The sequence below is a fragment of the Streptomyces sp. Inha503 genome (genome assembly GCF_047215865.1).
Classification (GTDB): Bacteria; Actinomycetota; Actinomycetes; order Streptomycetales; family Streptomycetaceae; genus Streptomyces; species Streptomyces lycopersici.
The window spans coordinates 6,252,030-6,273,725 of record NZ_CP178360.1; the positions used below are offsets into that span (position 1 = coordinate 6,252,030).

The window sequence follows — 21,696 nt, forward strand, 5'->3', positions numbered from 1 at the left end:
CGTAGCGAGCGGGCCACGGTCGCGCGTTCGCCCCTTTGGCCTGGCTGTACGCGCGGGTCCGGACCGCCTCACCGATGCTGAGCAGGGGGACGACCCCGACGAAGGAACGCACTCAGCCATGACGCAGACGCAAGGCTCGCTCGTACGGCAGATCACCGACCACGCCCATCGAGCCGACCCGTACCCGATCTACGCCGAGCTGCGCAAGACCCCCGTGGTGCACGACGAGGAGGGACCGTACATCGTCTCCACCTACTGGGAGATCCACGGTCTGCTGCACGACCCCCGGCTCAGCTCCGACGCGCGCAACCTGGACCCCCGGGCCGCCCCGGAGCTGACGGAGGAGGACGACCCGGGGCTGCCGCCCAGCTTCCTGGGGCTGGACCCGCCCGAGCACGACCGGCTGCGCCGCCTCGCGACGGCGCCCTTCGGCCCGCCGCACACCCCGCGCCGGCTCCACGAGATGCGCGGTGAACTCACCCGTATCGTCGGCGAGCTGATCGACGGCTTCGCGGGGCGGGACCGGATCGATCTCGTCGACCACTTCTCCTACCCCTTCCCGGTGACCGTGATCTGCCGGCTGCTCGGGGTGCCACGGGAGGACGAGCCGCGCTTCCACGCCTGGGCCGACACCCTCGCCGCCAGTCCGGACCCCGGCCCGGAGGCGGACGCCGCCGAGCGGCGGCGGATCATCCGGCAGGCCCGTACGGAACTGGCGACGTATCTGTCCGAGCTGATCGAGGAGCGCCGCCGCGCACCCGGCGACGACATGCTCTCGGCCCTGGTCAGCGGGGAGGGGCCGGAGGGGCGGATGAGCCGGGTGGAACTGCTGAGCACCGCGGCGCTGCTGTTGGTGGCGGGGCACGAGACCACCGTCAACCTGATCACCAACGGAATGCTGACCCTGCTGCGCAACCCCGATGTGCTCGCCCGGCTGCGCGAGGACCCCCATCTGGTCGTCCCGCTCGTGGAGGAGCTGCTGCGGTTCGATCCGCCGGTGCAGATGCTGCCCCGGCGCACCCCGCTCTCCGAGATCGACATCGCGGGCGTGACCATCCCCCGGGGGGCGTCCGTGTGGCTGCTGCTGGCCTCGGGCAACCGCGATCCGCAGCGCTTCCCCGACCCCGACCGGTTCGATCCGCAGCGCAGGGACAACCAGCACCTCGGCTTCGGCGGCGGTGTCCACAGCTGTTTCGGCGCCCCACTGGCCCGGCTGGAGGCGCAGATCGCGCTGACCGAGCTGGCCCGCCGGCTGGACGGGCCACGGCTGCTGGAGGACCCGCCGACCTACCGGCGCAACGCGGTGCTGCGCGGGCCACGGCATCTGCCGCTCGCCTTCGAGGGGCTGCGGCCGAGCGGGTCTCCGAACGGATCCCGGAACCGCCCCCCGAACGGATCCCGGAACCGCCCCCCGAACGGGCCCCGGTGACGGCGGGGTTCAGCGGCCCCGGACCGGTCGGGCAGACCGCGGGTTCCAGGCGCCCCGGACCAGCGGGGCTCACCGGGCGCGGAACGCGGACGCTCTCGTCCCGGCCGCGTCCGTCCCGCCCCTGCCCGTCCCGGCCCCGCCCCTCTCGGCCCGGGCGGCGATGTTCCGGGCCATGCCACCGAAGACGAGCGCGTGGCACGGCGCGACCGACCACCAGTACAGATGCCCGGCGAGACCGCGCGGATGGAACAGCGCCCGCTGCCGGTACACCGTCCCGCCCCGCGCGTCCCGGTCGACCACCATCTCCAGCCAGGCCAGGCCCGGCAGCCGCATCTCGGCGCGCAGCCGCAGCAGCCGGGGCGGCAGGACCTCCTCCACCCGCCAGAAGTCGAGGCTGTCCCCCACTCTGAGCCGCACCGCGTCCCGGCGGCCCCGGCGCAGCCCGACACCGCCCACCAGGGTGTCGATCCAGCCGCGCAGCGCCCAGGCGAGCGGCAGCGAGTACCACCCGTTCTCCCCGCCGATCCCCTCCACCACCCGCCAGACGTCCCCCGGCGAGGCGTCCACCGCGCGCTCCCGGCGGTCCTGGTAGAGGCTGCCGCCCGACCAGTCGGGGTCGGTGGGCAGCGGATCGCTGGGGGCGCCGGGGGTGGCGGCGGAGGACCAGCGGGTGGCCACCTCCGCGTCGCGGATCCGCCGCAGGGCCAGCTCCAGCGCCCGGTCCACGCCGAGCGGCCCGCCCGGCGGATCCGGCACATGGCGGGTGATGTCCCGTTCCGCGCACACCACTTCATGGCGCAGCGACTCCACCAGCGGGCGGGCGATGGCGCCGGGTACGGGGGTGACCAGGCCGACCCACAGACTGGACAGCTTGGGGGTGAGCACCGGCACCGGCACGACCAGCCGCCGCCGCAACCCGGCCACCCGCGCGTACCGCCGCATCATGGCGCGGTAGGTGAGGACGTCGGGGCCGCCGATGTCGAAGGTCCGGTGCACCTCGTCCGGCAGTGTGGCGCAGCCCACCAGCAGCCGCAGCACATCGCGGACGGCGATCGGCTGGGTGCGGGTGCGCACCCAGCGGGGCGTCACCATCGCGGGCAGCCGCTCGGTGAGATAGCGCAGCATCTCGAACGAGGCCGAGCCCGAGCCGATGATCACTCCGGCCCGCAGCACGGCCGTCGGCACCCCGGAGTCCAGCAGCACCCGGCCCACCTCGGCCCGGGACCGCAGATGGGGCGAGAGCGCGCGCTCGGGGACGCCCTCCGGGGTCAGCCCACCGAGGTAGACGATCCGGCGCACCCCCGCGGCCCTGGCCCGTTCGCCGAAGATCCGGGCGGCGCGGCGGTCGGTCTCCTCGAAGCCGGATCCGGTGCCCAGCGCGTGGACCAGGTAGTACGCGACGTCCACGCCCTCCATGGCGGCGCGCACGGACTCCTCGTCGGTCACATCGCCGCGTACGGTCTCCACCCGCCCCGCCCAGGGCTGGTCGCGCAGTTTCTCGGGGGAGCGGGCCACACATCGCACCCGGTGCCCCGCGGCCAGCAGCTCGGGCACCAGCCTGCCGCCGATATAGCCGGTGGCCCCGGTGACCAGGCAGCGCCGCGGCTCCGGCGCACCGTGTGGGCCCGGCGGGCGGTAAGGAACGGCCATGAGGCCATGGTGCGCGGGCAGCACGAAACCTGCGAGGTGGGCTCCCTTCGGCGGCATTGTCCGTATCAGGTGTTGGAGGTCGCTCTCAGGTCTCCCCGACCTTCGAGCCTCTCAGCCCGGCCATCTAGAAGACGCTCTCTCGGAGGACTTACGTCCTCTGTCATGAACGCCTCTCCGGTCGAGCTCCCTCGCTCGCCCCGCAGGCTGTTATTTACGTTACTCCGGGCACCCATGAGCGCCTAGCCCTTTTCGCGTATTTTTTCCAATTTTCTGAGCGCGGCGGGGCCCGGCTCCGGCCCGGCACTCGGGCGCCTTGGCTGCGCCGGGAGGGGCTTGCCCGGTAGGCTTTCCGTGTGATCTTCAAGCGCATCGGAAACGGTCGGCCCTATCCCGACCACGGCCGGGAATCCACCCGCCAGTGGGCGGATGTCGCCCCACGCCCGGTACGTCTTGACCAGTTGGTCACGACGAAGCAGCAGCTCGACCTGGAGACGCTGCTCGCCGAGGACTCCACGTTCTACGGGGACCTCTTCGCCCATGTCGTGAAATGGCAGGGCGACCTCTATCTGGAGGACGGGCTGCACCGGGCGGTGCGCGCCGCGCTCCAGCAGCGCCAGGTGCTGCACGCGCGCGTACTGGAGCTCGAGGGCTGACCGCGCCCACGCCCCCGGTGACCGATCGCCGTTGATCGGCTTCCGATCTCTGTTGGCCCTTTCGGGTTGGTCTGAGCACCAACCATTGATCATTTAGTAGGCATCGCCACCTGGCCGCACTACGCTGCGCACATGAGCATGCTGACCCCTCCCGGCATGGGCGGAAAGTACCGCATTACGGGCGATCGTTACCCGCGGATGAGCCGGCCCCGGAGCCGCCGGCGGCTGATGTTCACCGCCTTCGGCTCGGTTCTGGCGCTCGGCCTGGTCGGGTGGGGAACCCTTCAGCTCATCGACGTCTTCTCCGGCGACAGCGGTGACCAGAAGGTCCGCGCGGCGCACGGCACCGGGGACTGCGAGCGCGGCGACAAGCACCCGGACGGAAACGCCAAGTCCGGCCGGTCCGACAGCGGTCAGAGCGGCCAGGGCGGCGGCCGTACGGGCGGGAAGCTGCCGAAGCCCTCCCAGATCACCGTCAACGTCTACAACGCGACCACGCGCTCCGGCCTCGCCAAGGACACCGCCAAGGAACTGGAGAAGCGCGGCTTCAAGATCGGGAAGGTGGGCAACGCCCCGACCCGGTACGACAAGAAGGTCAAGGCCACCGGGATGCTGCTCGGCGCCCCCGGCGCCGGCGACGGGGCCTTCAATGTGCTCGGCACGCAGCTCACCGGCGCCCAGACCAAGAACGACGCGCGCGACGGCAAGGACATCGACCTGATCATCGGCAACGGTTTCAAGGACCTGGTCGCGCAGAAGGACGCGGACAAGGCGCTGGCCGCCCTGGCCAAGCCCTCGCCCGCACCCTCCGGATCGCCCTGCCGCCGGTGAGCCGGGCGTGGCTCAGCCCGCGGCCCCGTACATCCGGTCGCCCGCGTCGCCGAGCCCCGGCACGATGTACCCCTGCTCGTTGAGCCGCTCGTCGACGGACGAGGTGACCACCGTCACCGGCGCCCCGGCGAGCTCGCGCTCCATGAGCTCGACGCCCTGGGGCGCCGCCAGCAGACACAGCGCGGTCACATCGTCGGCGCCCCGCGATATCAGCTCCCTGATCGCCGCGACGAGCGTCCCTCCGGTGGCGAGCATCGGGTCCAGGACGTAGACCTGACGGCCGGAGAGATCCTCGGGCATCCGGGTGGCGTAGGTGGAGGCCTGGAGCGTCTCCTCGTCGCGGATCATGCCCAGGAAGCCGACCTCGGCGGTGGGCAGCAGCCGCACCATGCCGTCGAGCATCCCGAGACCGGCCCGCAGGATCGGCACGACCATGGGACGCGGATGCGACAGCCGCACCCCGGTCGTGGCCGTCACCGGGGTCTCGATGTCGACCTGCTCGGTGCGCACATCGCGCGTGGCCTCGTACGCGAGCAGGGTCACCAGCTCGTCGGCGAGCCGCCGGAAGGTGGGGGAGTCGGTGCGCTTGTCGCGCAGCGTGGTGAGTTTGTGCGCCACCAGCGGGTGGTCGACGACGTGGATCCGCATGGCAACGACACTAACCGAGCCCCGGAGCCCGGCTCCCGCCGGTGACGCCCTCGGTGCGCCTCTCCGCGCTCGACCGTCTGCCGCCGCATTGGCATCAAACCTCCGATTCGGGGGAAAGTGGGCAACAGCGCTCGGGTCCCCGCCGGGCGATACCCCGGCCCCGAGGAGTGAGTGACCATGGCCGACGTGACCGCGAGGGAAACCGCCGCGGACCGCCGCCGCCGTCGCGACCGCTTCCTGCGCGCGCTGAACGAGGCCCGGGCGGTACGGAACCAGGTGCGTCCCCGGCAGGCCCGCGCGGCCCGGATGCGCCGGGCGATACACCTGCGGACGTTCTCCTGGTGAGCTCCGGTGAGCCCTGGTGAGCTTCCGCCCAACCGCCGGAGACGGTTTCCGCGCGTTTCGATTCCGTCCGCGTGAGCCACATCTCTTTGGACTGGTGCACGACGCAGCGCGGAAGACCTCTCGCGAAGCGAAGGTTTCTGCCACGATTCCGATTGGGGCGGGACACTGTCCCGCCCGCCCCCGGCACGCCTATGACCAGTGGGAGAGTCACGGTGTACTTCGCCGCATTGCTCGCGCGCACCGCAGAAGGGTGGGAAGCGAGCGACACAGAGCTCGATGACGTGGAAACCCTGACGGACTTGATCGAACTGGCCCGTCTGGCCTCCAAGGACGACGACACGGTATTGGCCTTCATCGAGCACGAAGACGCGTGGTTCGGCGTCGTCCGCGTGGACGGCGAGGACGACCCGCACATCTACGTATCGGACGCGGCAGCGGCCGCCCGCACCTCGTACGGCTCGATGCTCACCGACGAGCTGCTCGGCCGGGACCCCGACGACGATCTGGACAGCCTGGTCGACCTGGACGGCACCGAGGACGGCGAGCCGGACCGGGACGACGAGGACGCGGACGACGCCCCGGTCCCGATCGGCCCGCTCGGCGACGCCGACATCCTGGCCGACCTCGGCATGGACGAGAAGGAGCTGAAGGCCCTCGACGGGGACGCCCTCGAATCGATCGCCGAGATGCTCGGGTGCAGCATGGAGGGGCTGGAGGCGGTGCGCTGACCGCCGCACACTGATGTCATGACCGATCCGCTGACCGGCCTCCTGCCCGGCCCCGACCCCGACCCCCTGCGCGACCCCTGGCGCGAACCGATGCGCCTGGCGCTGGAGGAGGCGGTACGGGCACCCGAGACGGGAGATGTGCCGGTCGGCGCCGTCGTGCTGGGCCCGGACGGCTCGGTACTCGGCCGCGGCCGCAACGAGCGCGAGGCCCACGGCGACCCCACGGCCCACGCCGAGGTCCTCGCCCTCCGAGCCGCCGCCCACCACCTCGGCGGCTGGCGGCTGACCGGCTGCACCCTGGTGGTCACCCTGGAGCCGTGCACGATGTGCGCCGGCGCGATCGTCCTGTCCCGCCTCGACCGGCTGGTCTACGGCGCCGTGGACGAGAAGGCCGGCGCGGTCGGCTCCCTCTGGGACGTCGTCCGCGACCGCCGCCTCAACCACCGCCCGGAGGTCATCGGGGGCGTCCTGGCGGAGGCGTGCGCGGCCCCCCTGACCGCCTTCTTCCGCAAGCCCTGAGCCCGCCGCGGGGGCCGGTCCCGGAACCGATTTCGGTTCCCGGCCACCCGTCCGCTAGGCTCTCCCTCGGTAGCGTGTCCGAGCGGCCGAAGGAGCGCGCCTCGAAAGCGCGTGAGGGGGCAACTCCTCCGTGGGTTCAAATCCCACCGCTACCGCTCTTGCACCCCCTGGCTTGCGGAAACGCAGGGCAGGGGGTGTTGTGCGTGTGGATGTGTCCACCAGTCGTGTGGACACATCCAGGCAGCGGCTGCCCTCGCCGGCAGCGTCGGTCTCCCGCCGGGCCGGGCCGGTCATTCCTCCGCGTCGCGGACCAGGAGTGCGATCCGTACCCGGTTGTCGACCGCCAGCTTGGCGAACAGGTTGCCTATGTGCGCCTTGACGGTCGCGACGCTGATGTGCAGCCGCTCGGCGATCTCCGGGTTGCCCAGTCCGTCCGCGATGGCCCGAGCCGTATCGCGTTCTCGTTCGGTCAGTACGGACAGCTGTTTCCGCGCGGCTTGGCGGGACGAGTCGCGAGCGTGAGAGGACTGCGGGCTGGTGGCCGCGGCGATCACCCGGGCCGTGGCCGCCGGAGAGAGCACGGGATTGCCGTCCGCTACGGTCCGCACCGCGTCGAGGATCCGCGCGGGCGGGGTGTCCTTGAGGACGAACCCGAGCGCTCCGGCGTGCAGCGCGCCGAGCACCAGATCGTCGGAGTCGAACGTGGTCAGCATGAGCACCCGCGGCGGCGCCGGTCGGGTGAGGAGTTCCCGGGTCGTGCCGAGACCGTCGCGGCCGGGCATCCGCACGTCCATCAGGACGACGTCCGGCCGCTGCTCGTCCACCACGGTGATCGCGGCGTCCCCGTCGGCCGCCTCCGCGACGACGGTCAGGTCCGGTTCACCGTCGATGACGAGCCGCAGCGCCATGCGCACCAGTTGGTCGTCGTCGACGATGACGACGCGCACCGGCTCCCGCTCGGTATCCACTCATGCTCTCTTTTCGTGGGTGGGGTTCGGCCAGGGTAGTCGCGCGGTGAGGACGTATCCCTTGTCGGGTGTGGGGTGGTGGTCGAGTTCCCCGCCGGCGAGGTTGACGCGTTCGGTGAGGCCGAGCAGACCGAATCCCGATGTCGGTGGGGGTGCGGTTGCCCTGGCGGCTGGGGAGTTGTGGACGCTGACGGTGAGGTTGTCGCCCGCCGTTCCTTCGAGGGTGATGCGTACGGGTGCGCCTGGGGCGTGTTTGGCGGCGTTGGTCAGCCCTTCCTGGACGATCCGGTAGCAGGTGCGCCCGGCGGCATCGGACGGTGTTCCCGCCACGGTGGTGGTGAACGTGACGTCCAGTCCGGATGTGCGCGCGTCGGCCACCAGGTCGGGGATGCGGTCGAGGGAGGGCTGGGGTGGCTCCGGGCGGCCCGGGTCGGCCCGGAGCACCCCGAGGACGTCCCGTAGTTCTTCCAGGGCTTGGTGGGAGCCGTCGGCGATGCCGCGGACCAGCACGCGGTTCTCCTCGGCCGTGAGGTCGCCGCGGTGGTCCAGGACTCCGGCCTGCATGGCGACCAGGGATATCCGGTGCGCGAGCACGTCGTGCATCTCGCGGGCGATCCGGTTTCGTTCCAGCGCCCGTGCCTGCGCCGCTCGTGCGGTCTGTTCCCGTTCCGCGCTCTCCGCCCGGTCCCGCAAGGACCGCAATTCGACGCGGCGCGCCCCGATGGCCATGCCCATGGCCACCGCGATGCCCGCGATCAGCGCCGGGAGCGTGAGTTCGAGCCACCACGAGCCGGACGAGCGCTGGACCGCGTAGAGCCCGCCGGTGAACTGTGACGAGGTCACGAGGGCCAGCCCGACGACCCCGCTCTCCACCGGGCGGCGACGCGTGGAGAGCGAAACCAGCGCCAGGCACGCGGCGCCGGTGGCGAGTGCCGACGCGGTCGAGGCGATCGCCACCGTCATGGCGACGGCGAGCGGGAACCGCCGCCGCCACAGAAGCGCCGTCAGGCAGCCGAGAGCCACCAGCGGATCACCGATGACGAACCACGAGCCCGTCTCACCCGTCTGCCCATGCATCAGCACACCGATGGAGAGCCAGAGCGGTATGCCCACCGCCGCGGCCGCGCCCAGCCGCCATGTCTGCTGCCACCACCCGAGCCGTGGCGCGACGTCCGTGTTCACCTGGTCAGTATCGCGACACCGTGCGGCCGGTGCGTCAGGCCGAGGGCTGACGCACCCTCGACCGGAGTCGAATCACCACCCCGTCCTCGGTCGAAGTCGGTGCGAGCCGCCGGGCTGATGTGCCTGCCGGGCCGCCAGAACAGACTCGTGTCCGTGCCGAGACGACCGAACACCAAACGGAGAAGCGCGTTGCGCAAGGGTGGCTATGTGGCCCTTGAGGCGGTCGGGATGGTGATCACAGTCCTGGCCGCCCAAGCGATGATCCGCGCTTTGCTCAACCGGGACTCCGAGCCGCTGTGGGGCGTCCTCAACTGGGTCCCCGGCGGCCTCACCGGCCAGCTGATCCTCCTCGGACTCATCGCCCTCGTCGCCATGGTGTCCGGTGGCTGGGCACACACGCACCGCGCCCGTCAGGAAGACATCAGAGATGCGTAGAAAAACCTTGTCCCTCGCCCTCGCCGCGACCACGGTGGCGATGACCGCGGTAGCGCTGACCGTGATTCCGCAAGTGTCGGTGGCGACGCCGGACACGGATGCGGCGACACCGGAGACCGTGCGGTGGGGCCCGTGCTCGGAGAAGGCCGGCTCATCCGGTAAGGATGCCTCGTCCCATAAGGCGGACTCATCCCATAAGGCAGACCCATCTCATAAGGCAGACCCATCCCGTAAAGCCGACTCGCCTCGTACGGCGGCCTCGTCCCGTCTCGAGTGCTCGACGCTGAAAGTCCCGCTGGACTACCGCGATCCCGACGGCCGTCAGATCGAGATCGCGATCTCCCGGCTGGCGAGCAAGAAGCCGTCGCAACGCCGCGGCGTGCTGCTGACCAACCCGGGCGGCCCCGGCGGTACGGGACTCGACTACCCGGCCGTTCTCGCCGGGGCCGGGCTGCCGCAGAAGGTGCTGGACTCCTACGACGTGATCGGCTTCGACCCGCGTGGCGTCGGCCGCAGCACGCCGGTGACCTGCGACCTGACGCCGGAACAGCAGAAACGCGGCAACTTCCCGCCCTACGCGCACACCGCGGCCGATGTCGCACGGGAGGCGGGGAACGCCCGGACCATCGCCGAACAGTGCGCCACCTCGCGGACGGCGTGGATGCTGCCGCACACCACCACCGCGAACACCGCGCGCGACATGGACCGGATCCGGGCGGCACTGGGCGAGCCGAAGCTCTCGTACCTCGGTGCCTCCTACGGCACCTCCCTCGGTGCGGTGTACACGACGATGTTCCCGGGGCGCAGCGACCGGATCGTGCTCGACAGCAACCTGGGTCCCGGTGGATACGACTACACAGCCATGCGGATGTTCGCCCGCGGAATGGAGGACCGTTTCCCGGACTTCGCGAAGTTCGCGGCCGCGCACCCCGAGTACGGTCTGGGCACCACACCGCGGCAGGTGACCGCGAAGTTCTACGACCTCGCCAGGCGGCTGGAGAAGAAGCCGGTGCGGGGCATCGACGGGACGGCGTTCCGTGGGATGACGTTCGAGCTCCTCTACAGCGATGCGACCATGCCCCTGCTGGCCAAGAGCTGGCGAGCGCTCGAAACGGACCGGCCGCTGCCGCCCTACCCGCGGTTGCCGAACATGGAGAACCTCATGGCCGCGCGTTTCGCCGTGATATGCGGCGATACGCGCTGGCCGGAGACGGTCCGGGAGTATCAGCGCAATGTCGCGGTCGACCGGCTCACGTATCCCATGCTGGGCGCGTCCACGGCCGGCATCGGGCCGTGCGCGTTCTGGCCGGACGAGCGGGTCGAACCGCCGGTGCGCATCGGTGACCGGGGCCCGTCGAACGTGCTCATGGTGCAGAACGAGCGCGACCCGGGGACACCGCTGGCCGGAGCCGAGAAGCTGCGGCGGGCGTTCGGGAAGCGGGCCACGATGGTGACGGCCGACCAGGGTGGACACGGCGTCTATCCCTTCGGCCCCAACACATGCGCGAACGACGCGGTGACGGCGTTCCTGACCACCGGGCAGCACCCGGCGCGGGATCTCGCCTGCGCGGCGGAGCCTGGGTGAGCCGTCCCGGCCGGAGAGGGGAGGGCCCGGCTCATCGCGAGCCGGGCCCTGCGCCTGTGTGTGCGGGTGTTGTACCGGCCCCGGGTCGCGCCGGGGCCGTTCCCGTCAGGGGCCGGACGGGGGCGGCTGCTGCGGGGGCTGTTGCTGGTTGGGGTCGGGCTGGGGCTGCTGGGGCGGGGGCTGGTTCGGGGGCGGTTGGTTGGGCGGCGGCTGGTTGGGCGGCGGCTGGTTCGGAGGGGGCTGCGGTGGCGGAGGCGGGTTCGGCGGGGGCTGGTTCGGGGGCGGCTGGTTGGGCGGCGGCTGGTTCGGAGGGGGCTGCGGCTGCTGCTGGCCGGGGTCCGAGGGCTGGTCCTGCGGCTGCTGCTGACCCGGGTCCGACGGCTGATCCTGGGGCTGATCCTGCGGCTGGTCCTGGGGTTGCTGCTGGCCGGGGTCCGACGGCTGATCCTGCGGCTGCTGCTGACCCGGGTCCGACGGCTGATCCTGCGGCGGCTGCTGACCCGGGTCCGACGGCTGGTCCTGGGGTTGCTGCTGACCGGGGTCCGTCGGCTCGTCGGAGGGCTGCGACTGCTGCGAGGGGGTCCCGGACGGGCGCTCGGTCTCCAGCGGGGTGAACCGGTCCGACGGCTTCATGGTGACCTTCGGCGCCTCCCTCAGCCGAGGGGCGTGCTGCTCGCCCGGCATCGCCAGGAACGAGGGGTAGTCGGCGCGGGCCAGCACCGTGTCCCGCGGGTCGCCGCTGCCGTCGCCGTCACCGAGCGGGCGCTTCAGCAGCTCGGCCTTGCCGATCCCCACCAGGACGAGGTGCTTGGCGTTCTTCGTGGCGGGCCGGATGACGGTCACCGTGCTCCGTGAGAATCCGTTCCACTCGGGCCCGGTGAAGGTCGGCTTGGCATTGCGCGGCGGGGCCGAGACCCTTACGGGATTTCCGGAGTCGCACTTCACGACGGGCAGACCGCGCTCATCGACGAAAACCGCCGTTCCGGCCTGGAGAACGGCGGACACCGGCTTCACCCCACCGCGGTAGCCGTAGGTCTTCGCGTAGGTGTCGGAGCGCAGGGTGGCGCTCGTGAGCCGGTTGACGAAACCGGGGATGCCGTCGGGCGAGATGTGCTGAACCTTGCTCCAGGCGGCGCCCCTCTGCTTGTCGGCGTCGAGGTCGTGGAGCAGCCCCTGCCGGTCACAGGGCTGCCGGTTGCGGACGCCGGCGTAGAGACCGGGGGTGTTGCCGCGGAAGGCACGGCCTCCGTTGGAGGGCGAGACCACGTTTTTGCGGTCCCGGCCTACGGAGGAGGTGAACGCGGGGACCGAGGTCTTTCCGACGGGTTCCCGCCGGTATTCGACCGTCGAGGCGTATCCAGGGGCTTCCCCCGGCGCTTCTTTGGTGGCTTTCCCGGACGCCTTTTCGGAGGAGGAGACCATCCCAAGGACCACCACGACGGCGACCACGACGACGAAACCGACGACGAATGCTGAACGACGCGAGGTGAGGTGCCATGAGATCGAGCGCATTTCCCTCTCCTTCCCTTACCTCGCCCCCATCCTGCGCTCGCTCCGCATACCCCCGCTTCCCCCGAAGCCTTGACATCTCACCCCACCTTCGGGGGACTTGGGCCGCGTTTGCCCGTCGCCGCTCGCAGAGCCGCCCCCGGTCCGGGGTGCGCCCGGACCGGGGGCGGTCACTACCCCTCGCGGTCTGTGCGCGGCGAATCCTCCGACCATGTCGGATCTTCGTCGCGTATCTAGACTAAACGGATGTGCCCCATTTGGCAGGAGAACGGACGGCAGCGAGGAGATCCGGATGAGCGGCCCTGTCGTGGCGGGGGTCGACGGCTCCCGGCGCAGCCTTACGGCGGCCGAGTGGGCCGCGCGGGAGGCGGCGCGGCGCGGGGTCGCGCTGCGCCTCGTGCACGCCTGCCCGCCGCTGCCGCGCAGGGTCTCGCCGGTGCCCGGGGTGGACGCCTGGCAGAACGTGGGCGAGCAGATGCTCGGGCAGACCGTGGCCGACTTCCGGGCGCGCCTTCCGGAGCTCGGGATCGACGGGGAGCACACCGCCGCAGAACCGGCCGAGGCCCTGCTCACGGCCGCCGCGAGCGCCGGGCTGCTGGTGGTCGGGGCCCGGGGCTGGGGCGGCTTCGAGGGGCTGGCGGTGGGCTCCGTGGCGCTGCGGGTGGCGGCGATGGCGGACTGCCCCGTCGTCACGGTGCCGGATGAGCACCGTACGGGTGCCGGGTGGGACGGTACGGACGCGGACGAGGTGCAGCTCGGCTTCGACGCGCACGCCCCGGCGGAGGCGCCAGCCGCCTTCGCGTTCCGCGCCGCCCAGGAGCGGGGCGTCCCGCTGCGGGTGGTGCACGCCTGGGCGCTGCCCCCGGCCTCCCCATCGGCCTGGATGCTCACGGTGCTGGAGGAGGACCGCGCGATGTGGGAGGACCAGGAGAGCCAGGTGGTCTCCGACGCCCTGCGGCCGTGGCGGGAGGACTGCCCCGAGGTCACCGTGGTGCCGGACGTCGTTCTGCTCAATCCGGCGGAGGCGCTGGTCAGAGCCTCGGAGCGGGCCGGGCTGCTGGTGATCGGGCGCCGTACGGCCACCCGGCCCACCCAGCTGCGGCTGGGGCCGGTGGCCCATGCGGTGCTGCACCACGCCCACTGCCCGGTGACGGTCGTACCGCACCCGGGGCCCTGAGTCCGCCCTCCCGCCCACGCCCCGCAGGCGCTCAGCCGAAGAACACCCCGAATTCCGAGTACAGCGCCGGATCGACGCCCTTGGTGCCCACCGTGGCCTCCGCGAGCGGTATCCGCACGATGTCCGTGCCGCGCAGCGCCACCATCGTGCCGAAGTCCCGGTCCTTGACCGTGTCGATCGCGCGCAGCCCGAAGCGGGTGGCCAGCCAGCGGTCGAAGGCGCTGGGCGTGCCACCGCGCTGGATATGGCCCAGGACCGTGGTGCGGGCCTCCTTGCCGGTGTGATCGGCGATCTCATGGGACAGCCACTCGCCGATACCGGACAGCCGGACATGGCCGAACTCGTCCAGGCTGGAGTCCTTGACCACCATCTGGCCCTCCTTCGGCACGGCCCCCTCCGCGACCACCACGATCGGCGCGTATCGGATCGTGAAGCGGTTCTCCACCCAGGCGCAGACCTGGTCGATGTCGAAGGGCTGCTCGGGGATCAGGATGACGTTGGCGCCGCCCGCGATGCCCGAGTGGAGGGCGATCCAGCCGGAGTGCCGCCCCATGACCTCGACGACCAGGGTGCGGGTGTGGGATTCGGCGGTGGTGTGCAGCCGGTCGATCGCCTCGGTTGCGATGTTGACGGCGGTGTCGAAGCCGAAGGTGTAGTCGGTGCCCGCCACATCGTTGTCGATCGTCTTGGGCACCCCGACCACCTGGATGCCCTCGCCCGCCAGCGCCGCGGCGACCCCGAGCGTGTCCTCGCCGCCGATCGCGATGAGCGCGTCCACCTCGTACTCGGCGAGCGTCTCCCGCACCCGGTCGACCCCGCCCTCGCCGGCCAGGGGGTTGGTCCGGGAGGAGCCGAGGATGGTGCCGCCGCGCGGCAGGATGCCCCGCACCGCCGGGACGTCCAGCGGCACGATGGCCCCTTCGAGCGCGCCGCGCCAGCCGTCCCGCACTCCGACGAACTCGAAGCCGTGGACCTCCACGCCCTTCCGGACGATGCCGCGGATCGCGGCATTGAGCCCGGGGCAGTCACCGCCGCCGGTCAGCACACCGACACGCATCTCCGCTCCCTCCGCCGACGGCGCGAGCCGCTGCCGTCGCCGTCGCCGCTCCTTCCGGCGCCACTCTTGCCACCCCCTCTTTCTCCAGAATCCACCCATATGTAGCGCGGTGCCCACAGCGGCGTAGGGGTGTCCCCACAACACCGATCTGTTCATCCGACTGATACGACTGATGCGCCAGAGGTGTGGATAGACTCTCGCAACTGCACAAGGGCACAGCGGGGAGAGGCAGCACAGATGGCCCAGGCGAAGAAAATCGCGCTCTATATGCTGATCGTCTTCGTGCTGTACACGATCATCAAGACGCCGGCCCGGGCAGCCGACCTCGTCCAGGTCGGTTTCGAGGGCATATCGGACGCCGCCAAGAGCGTCGGCGAGTTCATGACGGAACTGACCAACTAGCCTCGCGCCCCTCCCGTTCCCGCCCTCGCACCCACGCTCCCCTCAGTCCCTTATCGGGCGATTTCTCCATCAACACGTGGTAAAGCGGTGCTTGCACACAGTGCACATGTCTTGTGATGCTATGACCGCTTTTGCCGGGTGAGTACATCGTGAAGGGGTGGCGTGACCGTGTCGGCCCGTACCGCGCCCAGAACCCCGCCCCAGGGCGATGGCGGCAGCGAAAGCGGCAGAAGCCGCGGGGCTGACGCCAGAGCGCTCACCCAGGTGCTCTTCGCCGAGCTCTCGGGCCTCACCCCCGGAACCCCCGAGCACGCCCGCGTGCGCGCCGCGCTCATCGAGGCCAATCTGCCGCTGGTCCGCTACGCCGCGGCCCGCTTCCGCAGCCGCAACGAGCCCATGGAGGACGTAATCCAGGTCGGCACGATCGGCCTGATCAACGCGATCGACCGGTTCGACCCGGACCGGGGGGTGCAGTTCCCGACCTTCGCCATGCCGACCGTCGTGGGCGAGATCAAGCGCTACTTCCGCGACAACGTCCGCACCGTCCATGTCCCGCGCCGGTTGCACGAGCTATGGGTGCAGGTCAACGGCGCGACAGAGGATCTGACCGTGCTGCACGGCCGCTCCCCGACGACGGCCGAGATCGCCGAACGGCTCAAGCTCAGCGAGGAGGAGGTGCTGGCCTGTATCGAGGCGGGCCGCTCGTATCACGCCACCTCCCTGGAGGCCGCCCAGGAGGGCGACGGACTGCCCGGTCTCGTCGACCGGCTCGGCTACGAGGATCCCGCGCTCGCCGGAGTCGAGCACCGCGATCTGGTCCGCCATCTGCTCGTACAACTGCCCGAGCGCGAGCAGCGTATCCTTTTGCTCCGTTACTACAGCAACTTGACGCAATCCCAGATCAGCGCCGAGCTCGGCGTCTCCCAGATGCATGTGTCCCGGCTGCTCTCCCGGAGCTTCGCCCGGCTGAGATCCGCAAACCGGATCGAGTCCTGATCCTTGCGAGGGACCTCCGCCCCGGGGCCCCAAGGCTGTAATGTCGACATGGCGCTACAGCGTGTTGCCGACATGTGACATTCTGCTGGAACCGCGTTTGCCGCGGCCCGACCTCCGGTATTCAGGGGGAGGCTGCGTCGGACACGAACCGCGCAGCTGGGATCCGTCCGCGACCTCTAGGGGGTGGCATGTCCGTAGAACTGGGCAGCTCGAAGGTGCTCAACAACGACGCACCGCACATGCCTGACGACTGCGACGCCATCGACACCCGCACCCTCTCCCGCTCCCTCTTCCTGCGGCTCGCCACACTCGACAAGGACAGTGCGGAGGCCGGCTACGTCCGTGACACCCTCATCGAGCTGAACCTCCCGCTCGTCCGTTACGCGGCGGCCCGGTTCCGCAGCCGTAACGAGCCGATGGAGGACATCGTCCAGGTCGGCACCATCGGCCTGATCAAGGCGATCGACCGCTTCGACTGCGAACGCGGCGTGGAGTTCCCGACGTTCGCCATGCCGACCGTCGTGGGCGAGATCAAGCGGTTCTTCCGCGACACCAGCTGGTCGGTGCGGGTCCCGCGGCGGCTACAGGAGCTGCGTCTGGCCCTCACCAAGGCCAGTGACGAGCTGTCACAGAAGCTCGACCGCTCCCCGACCGTCACCGAGCTGGCCACGGCGCTGGGCGTCTCCGAGGAGGACGTGGTCGACGGGCTCGCGGTGGGCAATGCCTACACGGCCAGCTCGCTGGACTCCCCGTCCCCCGAGGACGACGGCGGCGAGGGGTCGCTCGCCGACCGGCTGGGGTACGAGGACAGCGCGCTGGAGGGCGTGGAGTACCGCGAGTCGCTCAAGCCCCTGCTGGCCAAACTGCCGCCGCGCGAGCGCCAGATCATCATGCTGCGCTTCTTCGCCAATATGACGCAGTCGCAAATCGGCGAAGAGGTCGGGATCTCCCAGATGCACGTCTCCCGGCTGCTCACCCGGACCCTGGCCCAGCTGCGTGAGGGCCTGATCTCGGACTGAGCCGCCACTGGCCGGTCCCCTGTCGGATCCCTGTACACCTGACGGGTCGTCAGCCACACTGGCCCGATGCGATACGCATGGAGCCGGACAACGGGCCGCCGAGGCACGGCAATCGCCTCCTCGGCGGCCGCGCTGTGCCTGGGGGCACTCCTCAGCGGCTGCGGCGGTGGCGGCGACGGCTATGTGGCCGCCGGGGCGGCCGGGCCCGATGGCCAGCGGACCGCGAACGCCGTGCCACCCAAGGGCGACGTCGACCTGGTGCCCCTGGACGAGGGCGGCGCGGACAACGATCGCGACGGTAAGGGCGGCACGGACGGAAAGCGCGATCGGGGCGCGGCCGGACCCGAGGCCTCCACGGACGGCGGAACGGACGGACCGGCATCGCGGGGGCCCTCGGCATCCGCGAAGACCCCCGACCGCACCGACGGCTCAGGCGGCCCGAGCGGCGGGAAGAACGGCTCCGGGGCCCCGGGACGTAACGACGACCCCCCGGGCGACGACGGACCCAAGGGTGACGAACCCGGCGAGCCCTCGCCCTCCGGCTCCGGTTCGGACCCCTCCGGCACCCCCACGCCCACCGGACCGGCCGCACTCAAGGTCGGCAAGCCGGAGCGCACGGCGACCGATGAGCGCTGGTGCGAGAAGGTGAAGGTCGAGTTCCGTAACACCGGAGGAGCGCCGGTCGCCTCGGGCACCGTCACCTTCGGGACGCATGTGATCGACGCACTCGGCATCGACTGGGCCACGCTGGAGTCCAAGGAAGAGCTGCCCGCGCCGATCGGCGCGGGCCAGAAGAAGGAGAAGACCTGGACGGTGTGCGTGGACGACTGGCGGGTGCCGCTGGGCATGCATATCGAGACACAGGACATCTCGGTCAGCTGGAAGCCGTAAGGCCGGCCCGGCAGCCGTAAGGGGAGTGGGAGCTCAGGACTCCCCGCGGAAGCTCGGACCCCCGCGGTGAGCGTCAGGGCTTCGTGGCTCAGCCCAGCGCCAGCCAGGCCACCCCCGCGACGATCACGACCGCCGCGATCACACCGACGATCAGGCCGACGCGCGAACCGCCGCCCGCTCCGGTGGACGTCTGAGGCTGCCGAGTGCCCTCGTCGACGAAGGCGCGGAACATCTGGGTGGAGCCGGCCGGGTCCTGGTTCCCGTTGGGGCTCTGGGGGTTGTTCGCCATGAGCCCCGACCCTAGCGAACGAGCGGATTCCGGGACACCCCCGGGTCTCAGCAGCCCCTTGCACCTCAGCCGCCCCGCTTGACCGACTCCAGGACGACTCTTTAACGGCAATTTACCGCCCAGACCACCCTTTCATTTGCCTGTAGCAACTAACTTCTTCTATGGTTGCCTTAAGCAACTGACCATTCGACCAATCCCACTGGGGGTGCCGTGGCCGCGCAGCGCCACTATGAGGAGCTGGCCCGGCAGCTCAGCGCCATCGGCACCGTCAAGCGCGGGCTGGGGCGCGTCCTGCCGACCGACTGCCCGTCGGGCTCCGCCATCGTCCTGATGCTCCTCGACCGCTACGGCGAGATGCGCATGAGCAAGCTCGCCGAGCTGCTCGACATCGACATGTCGGTGACCAGCCGGCATGTGGCGCATGTCGCGAACCGCGGCTGGGTGGACCGCAAGCCCGACCCGCTGGACCGGCGGTCGCGGCTGCTGAGCATCAACCCCAGCGGTCGAGCACTGCTCGGCCAGGTCTCCGAGCGCTACACAGAGGCGCTCGCCAGCTGTCTGAGCGACTGGTCGGACGAGGACGTCGACCGCCTCAATGAACTTCTCGCCCGGTTGCGGTCGAGTTTCGGGGACACCCGTTCCCGGGCTCTGCCGCATCAGGCGGAGACCAGCATCACCCGTACACCTTCGCAACGTTAAGGAACTTCATGGCAACGACCACACCGGACGGCGGTGTGCGGGGACCCGCGGGGCACCCCGCCCACGCCAAGCACGGCGGAGGAGGCCACAGAGGCCAGCACGGCCACGACGCGGACTCCTCGGCGCCGATGACCCACCGGCAGATCATGGAGGCGCTCTCCGGGCTGCTGCTGGGGATGTTCGTCGCGATCCTGTCGTCGACGATCGTCTCCGCCGCGCTGCCCAAGATCATCGCTGACCTCAACGGCAGCCAGTCCTCCTACACCTGGGTCGTCACCGCCACCCTGCTGGCCATGACGGCCACCACGCCGCTCTGGGGCAAGCTCGCCGACCTCTTCAGCAAGAAGCTGCTGGTCCAGATAGCCCTGGTGATCTACGTCGCGGGCTCCGTGGTGGCCGGTCTGTCGCAGAGCCCCGGCATGCTGATCGCCTGCCGTGTGGTGCAGGGCATCGGCGTCGGCGGTCTGTCCGCCCTCGCCCAGATCGTCATGGCCGCGATGATCTCCCCCCGGGAGCGCGGCCGGTACAGCGGCTACCTCGGCGCGACCTTCGCCGTCGCGACCGTCGGCGGTCCGCTGCTGGGCGGCGTGATCACCGACACCGACTGGCTGGGCTGGCGCTGGTGCTTCTACGTCGGCGTGCCGTTCGCCGTCATCGCCCTGATCGTCCTTCAGAAGACCCTGAAGCTCCCCGTGGTGAAGCGGGACGTCAAGGTCGACTGGGGCGGCGCCTTCTTCATCAGCGCCGCGGTCTCGCTGCTGCTGATCTGGGTGACCTTCGCGGGCGACAAGTACGACTGGATCTCGTGGCAGACCTACGCGATGGTCGGCGGTTCGATCGCGCTCGGTCTGATCTTCCTGCTGATCGAGTCCAAGGCGAGCGAGCCGATCATCCCGCTGCGGCTGTTCCGCAACAAGACGATCACCCTCGCGTCGCTGGCGTCGCTCTTCGTCGGTATCGCGATGTTCGCCGGAACCGTCTTCTTCAGCCAGTACTTCCAGCTGGCGCGCGGTAAGTCGCCCACCATGTCCGGCGTCATGACCATCCCGATGATCGGTGGCCTGTTCATCTCCTCGACCGTCTCCGGTCAGATCATCACCAAGACCGGTCGCTGGAAGGCATGGCTGGTCAGCGGCGGTGTGCTAGTGACGGCGGGCCTCGGTCTGCTGGGCACCATCCGGTACGACACCCCGTACTGGCACATGTCGATCTACATGGCGCTCATGGGCCTCGGCATCGGCATGATGATGCAGAACCTGGTGCTGGCCACCCAGAACCAGGTGGCCCCGCAGGACCTCGGCGCGGCCAGTTCCGTCGTCACCTTCTTCCGCTCCCTGGGCGGTGCGGTCGGCGTCTCGGCGCTCGGCGCGGTGCTCGCCAACCGGGTCACCCACTACGTCAAGGACGGCCTGGCCGAACTCGGCCCCAAGGGCGCCGCGCTGGGTCACGGCGGCACCGGCGGCGGTGGCATCCCCGACGTACGGGCGCTGCCCGAGCCGATGCGCACGATCATGGAGAGCGCCTACGGGCACGGTGTCGCGGACGTCTTCCTCTTCGCCGCCCCGGCCGCGTTCCTCGCCTTCCTGCTGACCCTGTTCATCAAGGAGGTCGCCCTGAAGACCAACTCCGGCTCCCAGCAGGCCGCCGCGGCCACCTCGGGCGCCCCGGCCGCCGACGCGGCCCCGGCCGACACGGTGGCGGCCACGGCCGCCACCGGGCAGGTCGCCGACCTCGAGCCCGCGCTCGTGGGCGCCCCGGCCGCCGAGACCTACCAGCCGGACGCCGACGGTGCCCTCGCGGCCACCGCCCCGCGGACGGCCACCGCTCCGCAGCGCCTCACGGCCTTCGCCTCCGCCGGGGGCGACGGCGCGGACCGTCAGCCCCGGCAGGGTGTGCACGGCTTCGTGCGGAACGCGGAGGGCGGCCCCGTCGCCCGCGCCGCGGTGACGCTGATCTCGCTCGCCGGGCGGCAGCTGGGCCGATCGGTGGCGCACCCCGACGGCTCGTACGCCCTGGACGCGCCGGGCTCCGGCTCGTACGTCCTGATCGCGGCGGCCGACGGCCACCAGCCGCAGGCGTCCACGGTCGTGGTCGGGGACGAGCCGCTCGGCTTCGACATCGTCCTGTCGGCCACCAGCGGTCTGGTGGGCACCGTGCGCGGTGCCGCCGACGGCCGGCCGGTGGACGCGGCGATGGTCGTGGTCACCGATGTCCGCGGTGAGGTGCTGGCCACCGGGAAGACCGGTGAGCAGGGCGACTTCGGCTTCGAGGAGCTGGTCTCCGGGACCTTCACGGTCGCGGTGAACGCGCCGGGCTACCGGCCCGCGGCCCTGCCCGTCGAGGTGGGCGCCCAGGGGCTGACCCGGGTGGAGATAGCGCTACAGGCCGGCGCCCGGGTGCAGGGCATAGTCCGGGCCGGTGCCGACCGGCGGCCGCTGCCCGACGCGCGGGTCACCCTCGTGGACTCGGCCGGGAACGTGGTCGCCACCGCCACCACCGGTGAGGACGGCGCGTACGCCTTCACCGACCTGGACGCGGGCGACTACACGGTCATCGCGAGCGGCTACCCGCCGGTCGCGGGGGCGCTGACGGTCTCCGGGCCCGGCGTCGACGGCCACGACGTGGAGCTCGCCCACCCGGGCGAGTGACGGACCCCGGGCCCGGGGCGCGCAAGAGCGGAGTCG

22 protein-coding genes, 1 tRNA gene and 1 riboswitch are annotated in these 21,696 nt (G+C 71.0%); of the genes, 16 read left to right on the top strand and 7 right to left on the bottom strand.

All coding sequences use genetic code 11. The features are described from left to right. The first annotated feature begins 118 nt into the window (after window positions 1-118). Window positions 119-1,429, top strand: a complete 1,311-nt coding sequence (locus ACJX2R_RS25725; RefSeq protein ID WP_413102057.1) for a cytochrome P450 — start codon at window positions 119-121, stop codon at window positions 1,427-1,429. Window positions 1,430-1,498: 69 nt separating this feature from the next. Here the strand turns inward: ACJX2R_RS25725 and ACJX2R_RS25730 are convergent, their stop codons facing one another. Beyond that, on the bottom strand, window positions 1,499-3,079 hold the full coding sequence (locus tag ACJX2R_RS25730; RefSeq protein WP_413102058.1) for an SDR family oxidoreductase: 1,581 nt from the start codon (window positions 3,077-3,079) through the stop codon (window positions 1,499-1,501). A 25-nt stretch (window positions 3,080-3,104) separates the two neighbouring features. Continuing rightward, window positions 3,105-3,279: riboswitch (TPP riboswitch) on the bottom strand. 153 nt (window positions 3,280-3,432) lie between these two features. On the opposite strand from ACJX2R_RS25730, the gene ACJX2R_RS25735 reads away from it, so the two are divergent. Together ACJX2R_RS25735 and ACJX2R_RS25740 are read left to right on the top strand one after the other, a co-directional pair. Continuing rightward, the gene (locus tag ACJX2R_RS25735; RefSeq protein ID WP_014061825.1) at window positions 3,433-3,732 is read left to right on the top strand and encodes a type II toxin-antitoxin system VapB family antitoxin; all 300 of its coding nucleotides are present in this window, start codon (window positions 3,433-3,435) and stop codon (window positions 3,730-3,732) included. Window positions 3,733-3,864: 132 nt separating this feature from the next. Beyond that, the gene (locus tag ACJX2R_RS25740; protein WP_413102059.1) at window positions 3,865-4,563 is read left to right on the top strand and encodes a LytR C-terminal domain-containing protein; all 699 of its coding nucleotides are present in this window, start codon (window positions 3,865-3,867) and stop codon (window positions 4,561-4,563) included. Window positions 4,564-4,575: 12 nt separating this feature from the next. Here ACJX2R_RS25740 and upp read toward each other — a convergent pair whose 3' ends face one another. Beyond that, complete coding sequence (gene upp, locus ACJX2R_RS25745; protein ID WP_020870138.1) at window positions 4,576-5,211, bottom strand: uracil phosphoribosyltransferase; 636 nt, start codon at window positions 5,209-5,211, stop codon at window positions 4,576-4,578. Between the two features lie 177 nt (window positions 5,212-5,388). Between upp and ACJX2R_RS25750 the strand changes: the two genes are divergently transcribed. The 4 genes from ACJX2R_RS25750 (at window position 5,389) to ACJX2R_RS25765 (ending at window position 6,958) form a co-directional block, all read left to right on the top strand. Beyond that, window positions 5,389-5,556: a hypothetical protein gene (locus ACJX2R_RS25750; RefSeq protein WP_413102060.1), complete on the top strand. Its 168-nt coding sequence runs from the start codon at window positions 5,389-5,391 to the stop codon at window positions 5,554-5,556. Between the two features lie 191 nt (window positions 5,557-5,747). Further along, window positions 5,748-6,284 (top strand): hypothetical protein, encoded by a 537-nt coding sequence (locus tag ACJX2R_RS25755; protein ID WP_165556255.1) that lies wholly within the window; start codon window positions 5,748-5,750, stop codon window positions 6,282-6,284. 18 nt (window positions 6,285-6,302) lie between these two features. Next, window positions 6,303-6,803 carry a tRNA adenosine(34) deaminase TadA gene (tadA, locus tag ACJX2R_RS25760; RefSeq protein ID WP_413102061.1) on the top strand — a complete coding sequence of 167 codons (501 nt, stop codon included), beginning with the start codon at window positions 6,303-6,305 and terminating at the stop codon, window positions 6,801-6,803. A 68-nt stretch (window positions 6,804-6,871) separates the two neighbouring features. Next, window positions 6,872-6,958, top strand: a tRNA-Ser gene (locus ACJX2R_RS25765). A 135-nt stretch (window positions 6,959-7,093) separates the two neighbouring features. Here the strand turns inward: ACJX2R_RS25765 and ACJX2R_RS25770 are convergent. Then, window positions 7,094-7,771 (bottom strand): response regulator transcription factor, encoded by a 678-nt coding sequence (locus ACJX2R_RS25770; protein WP_413102062.1) that lies wholly within the window; start codon window positions 7,769-7,771, stop codon window positions 7,094-7,096. Next, window positions 7,772-8,953 carry a sensor histidine kinase gene (locus ACJX2R_RS25775; RefSeq protein ID WP_413102063.1) on the bottom strand — a complete coding sequence of 394 codons (1,182 nt, stop codon included), beginning with the start codon at window positions 8,951-8,953 and terminating at the stop codon, window positions 7,772-7,774. It lies immediately after the preceding gene. Window positions 8,954-9,106: 153 nt separating this feature from the next. On the opposite strand from ACJX2R_RS25775, the gene ACJX2R_RS25780 reads away from it, so the two are divergent. Together ACJX2R_RS25780 and ACJX2R_RS25785 are read left to right on the top strand one after the other, a co-directional pair. Further along, window positions 9,107-9,388, top strand: coding sequence for a hypothetical protein (locus tag ACJX2R_RS25780; RefSeq protein ID WP_413102064.1), 282 nt, complete (start codon window positions 9,107-9,109; stop codon window positions 9,386-9,388). Further along, a complete protein-coding gene (locus tag ACJX2R_RS25785; protein ID WP_413102065.1) occupies window positions 9,381-10,973 on the top strand; it encodes an alpha/beta hydrolase in 1,593 nt (530 codons plus the stop codon). Before ACJX2R_RS25780 ends, ACJX2R_RS25785 begins: the two co-directional genes overlap by 8 nt. 105 nt (window positions 10,974-11,078) lie before the next feature. Here the strand turns inward: ACJX2R_RS25785 and ACJX2R_RS25790 are convergent, their stop codons facing one another. Continuing rightward, window positions 11,079-12,485 (bottom strand): DUF6777 domain-containing protein, encoded by a 1,407-nt coding sequence (locus tag ACJX2R_RS25790; RefSeq protein ID WP_413102066.1) that lies wholly within the window; start codon window positions 12,483-12,485, stop codon window positions 11,079-11,081. Window positions 12,486-12,774: 289 nt separating this feature from the next. Here ACJX2R_RS25790 and ACJX2R_RS25795 point away from each other — a divergent pair, with 289 nt between their 5' ends. After that, window positions 12,775-13,659, top strand: a complete 885-nt coding sequence (locus tag ACJX2R_RS25795; RefSeq protein WP_413102067.1) for a universal stress protein — start codon at window positions 12,775-12,777, stop codon at window positions 13,657-13,659. Between the two features lie 31 nt (window positions 13,660-13,690). Here the strand turns inward: ACJX2R_RS25795 and ACJX2R_RS25800 are convergent, their stop codons facing one another. Beyond that, the gene (locus tag ACJX2R_RS25800) at window positions 13,691-14,716 is read right to left on the bottom strand and encodes a 6-phosphofructokinase (protein ID WP_262702216.1); all 1,026 of its coding nucleotides are present in this window, start codon (window positions 14,714-14,716) and stop codon (window positions 13,691-13,693) included. Window positions 14,717-14,953: 237 nt separating this feature from the next. Between ACJX2R_RS25800 and ACJX2R_RS25805 the strand changes: the two genes are divergently transcribed. From ACJX2R_RS25805 to ACJX2R_RS25820, 4 genes are all read left to right on the top strand, one after another. Beyond that, complete coding sequence (locus ACJX2R_RS25805; RefSeq protein ID WP_165556256.1) at window positions 14,954-15,118, top strand: hypothetical protein; 165 nt, start codon at window positions 14,954-14,956, stop codon at window positions 15,116-15,118. 162 nt (window positions 15,119-15,280) lie between these two features. Then, entirely contained in the window at window positions 15,281-16,114 is an 834-nt protein-coding gene (locus ACJX2R_RS25810; RefSeq protein ID WP_037956765.1) for an RNA polymerase sigma factor SigF, read from the top strand. 188 nt (window positions 16,115-16,302) lie between these two features. Next, window positions 16,303-17,133: an RNA polymerase sigma factor SigF gene (locus ACJX2R_RS25815; RefSeq protein WP_046085203.1), complete on the top strand. Its 831-nt coding sequence runs from the start codon at window positions 16,303-16,305 to the stop codon at window positions 17,131-17,133. Window positions 17,134-17,199: 66 nt separating this feature from the next. Further along, a complete protein-coding gene (locus ACJX2R_RS25820; protein WP_413102068.1) occupies window positions 17,200-18,024 on the top strand; it encodes a hypothetical protein in 825 nt (274 codons plus the stop codon). 88 nt (window positions 18,025-18,112) lie between these two features. Here the strand turns inward: ACJX2R_RS25820 and ACJX2R_RS25825 are convergent, their stop codons facing one another. Continuing rightward, entirely contained in the window at window positions 18,113-18,313 is a 201-nt protein-coding gene (locus tag ACJX2R_RS25825) for a hypothetical protein (RefSeq protein ID WP_262702218.1), read from the bottom strand. Between the two features lie 210 nt (window positions 18,314-18,523). On the opposite strand from ACJX2R_RS25825, the gene ACJX2R_RS25830 reads away from it, so the two are divergent. Both ACJX2R_RS25830 and ACJX2R_RS25835 read left to right on the top strand, forming a co-directional pair. Next, a complete protein-coding gene (locus tag ACJX2R_RS25830) occupies window positions 18,524-19,012 on the top strand; it encodes a MarR family winged helix-turn-helix transcriptional regulator (RefSeq protein ID WP_413102069.1) in 489 nt (162 codons plus the stop codon). A gap of 8 nt (window positions 19,013-19,020) precedes the next feature. Further along, window positions 19,021-21,660 carry an MFS transporter gene (locus ACJX2R_RS25835; protein ID WP_413102070.1) on the top strand — a complete coding sequence of 880 codons (2,640 nt, stop codon included), beginning with the start codon at window positions 19,021-19,023 and terminating at the stop codon, window positions 21,658-21,660. Window positions 21,661-21,696: the final 36 nt, after the last annotated feature.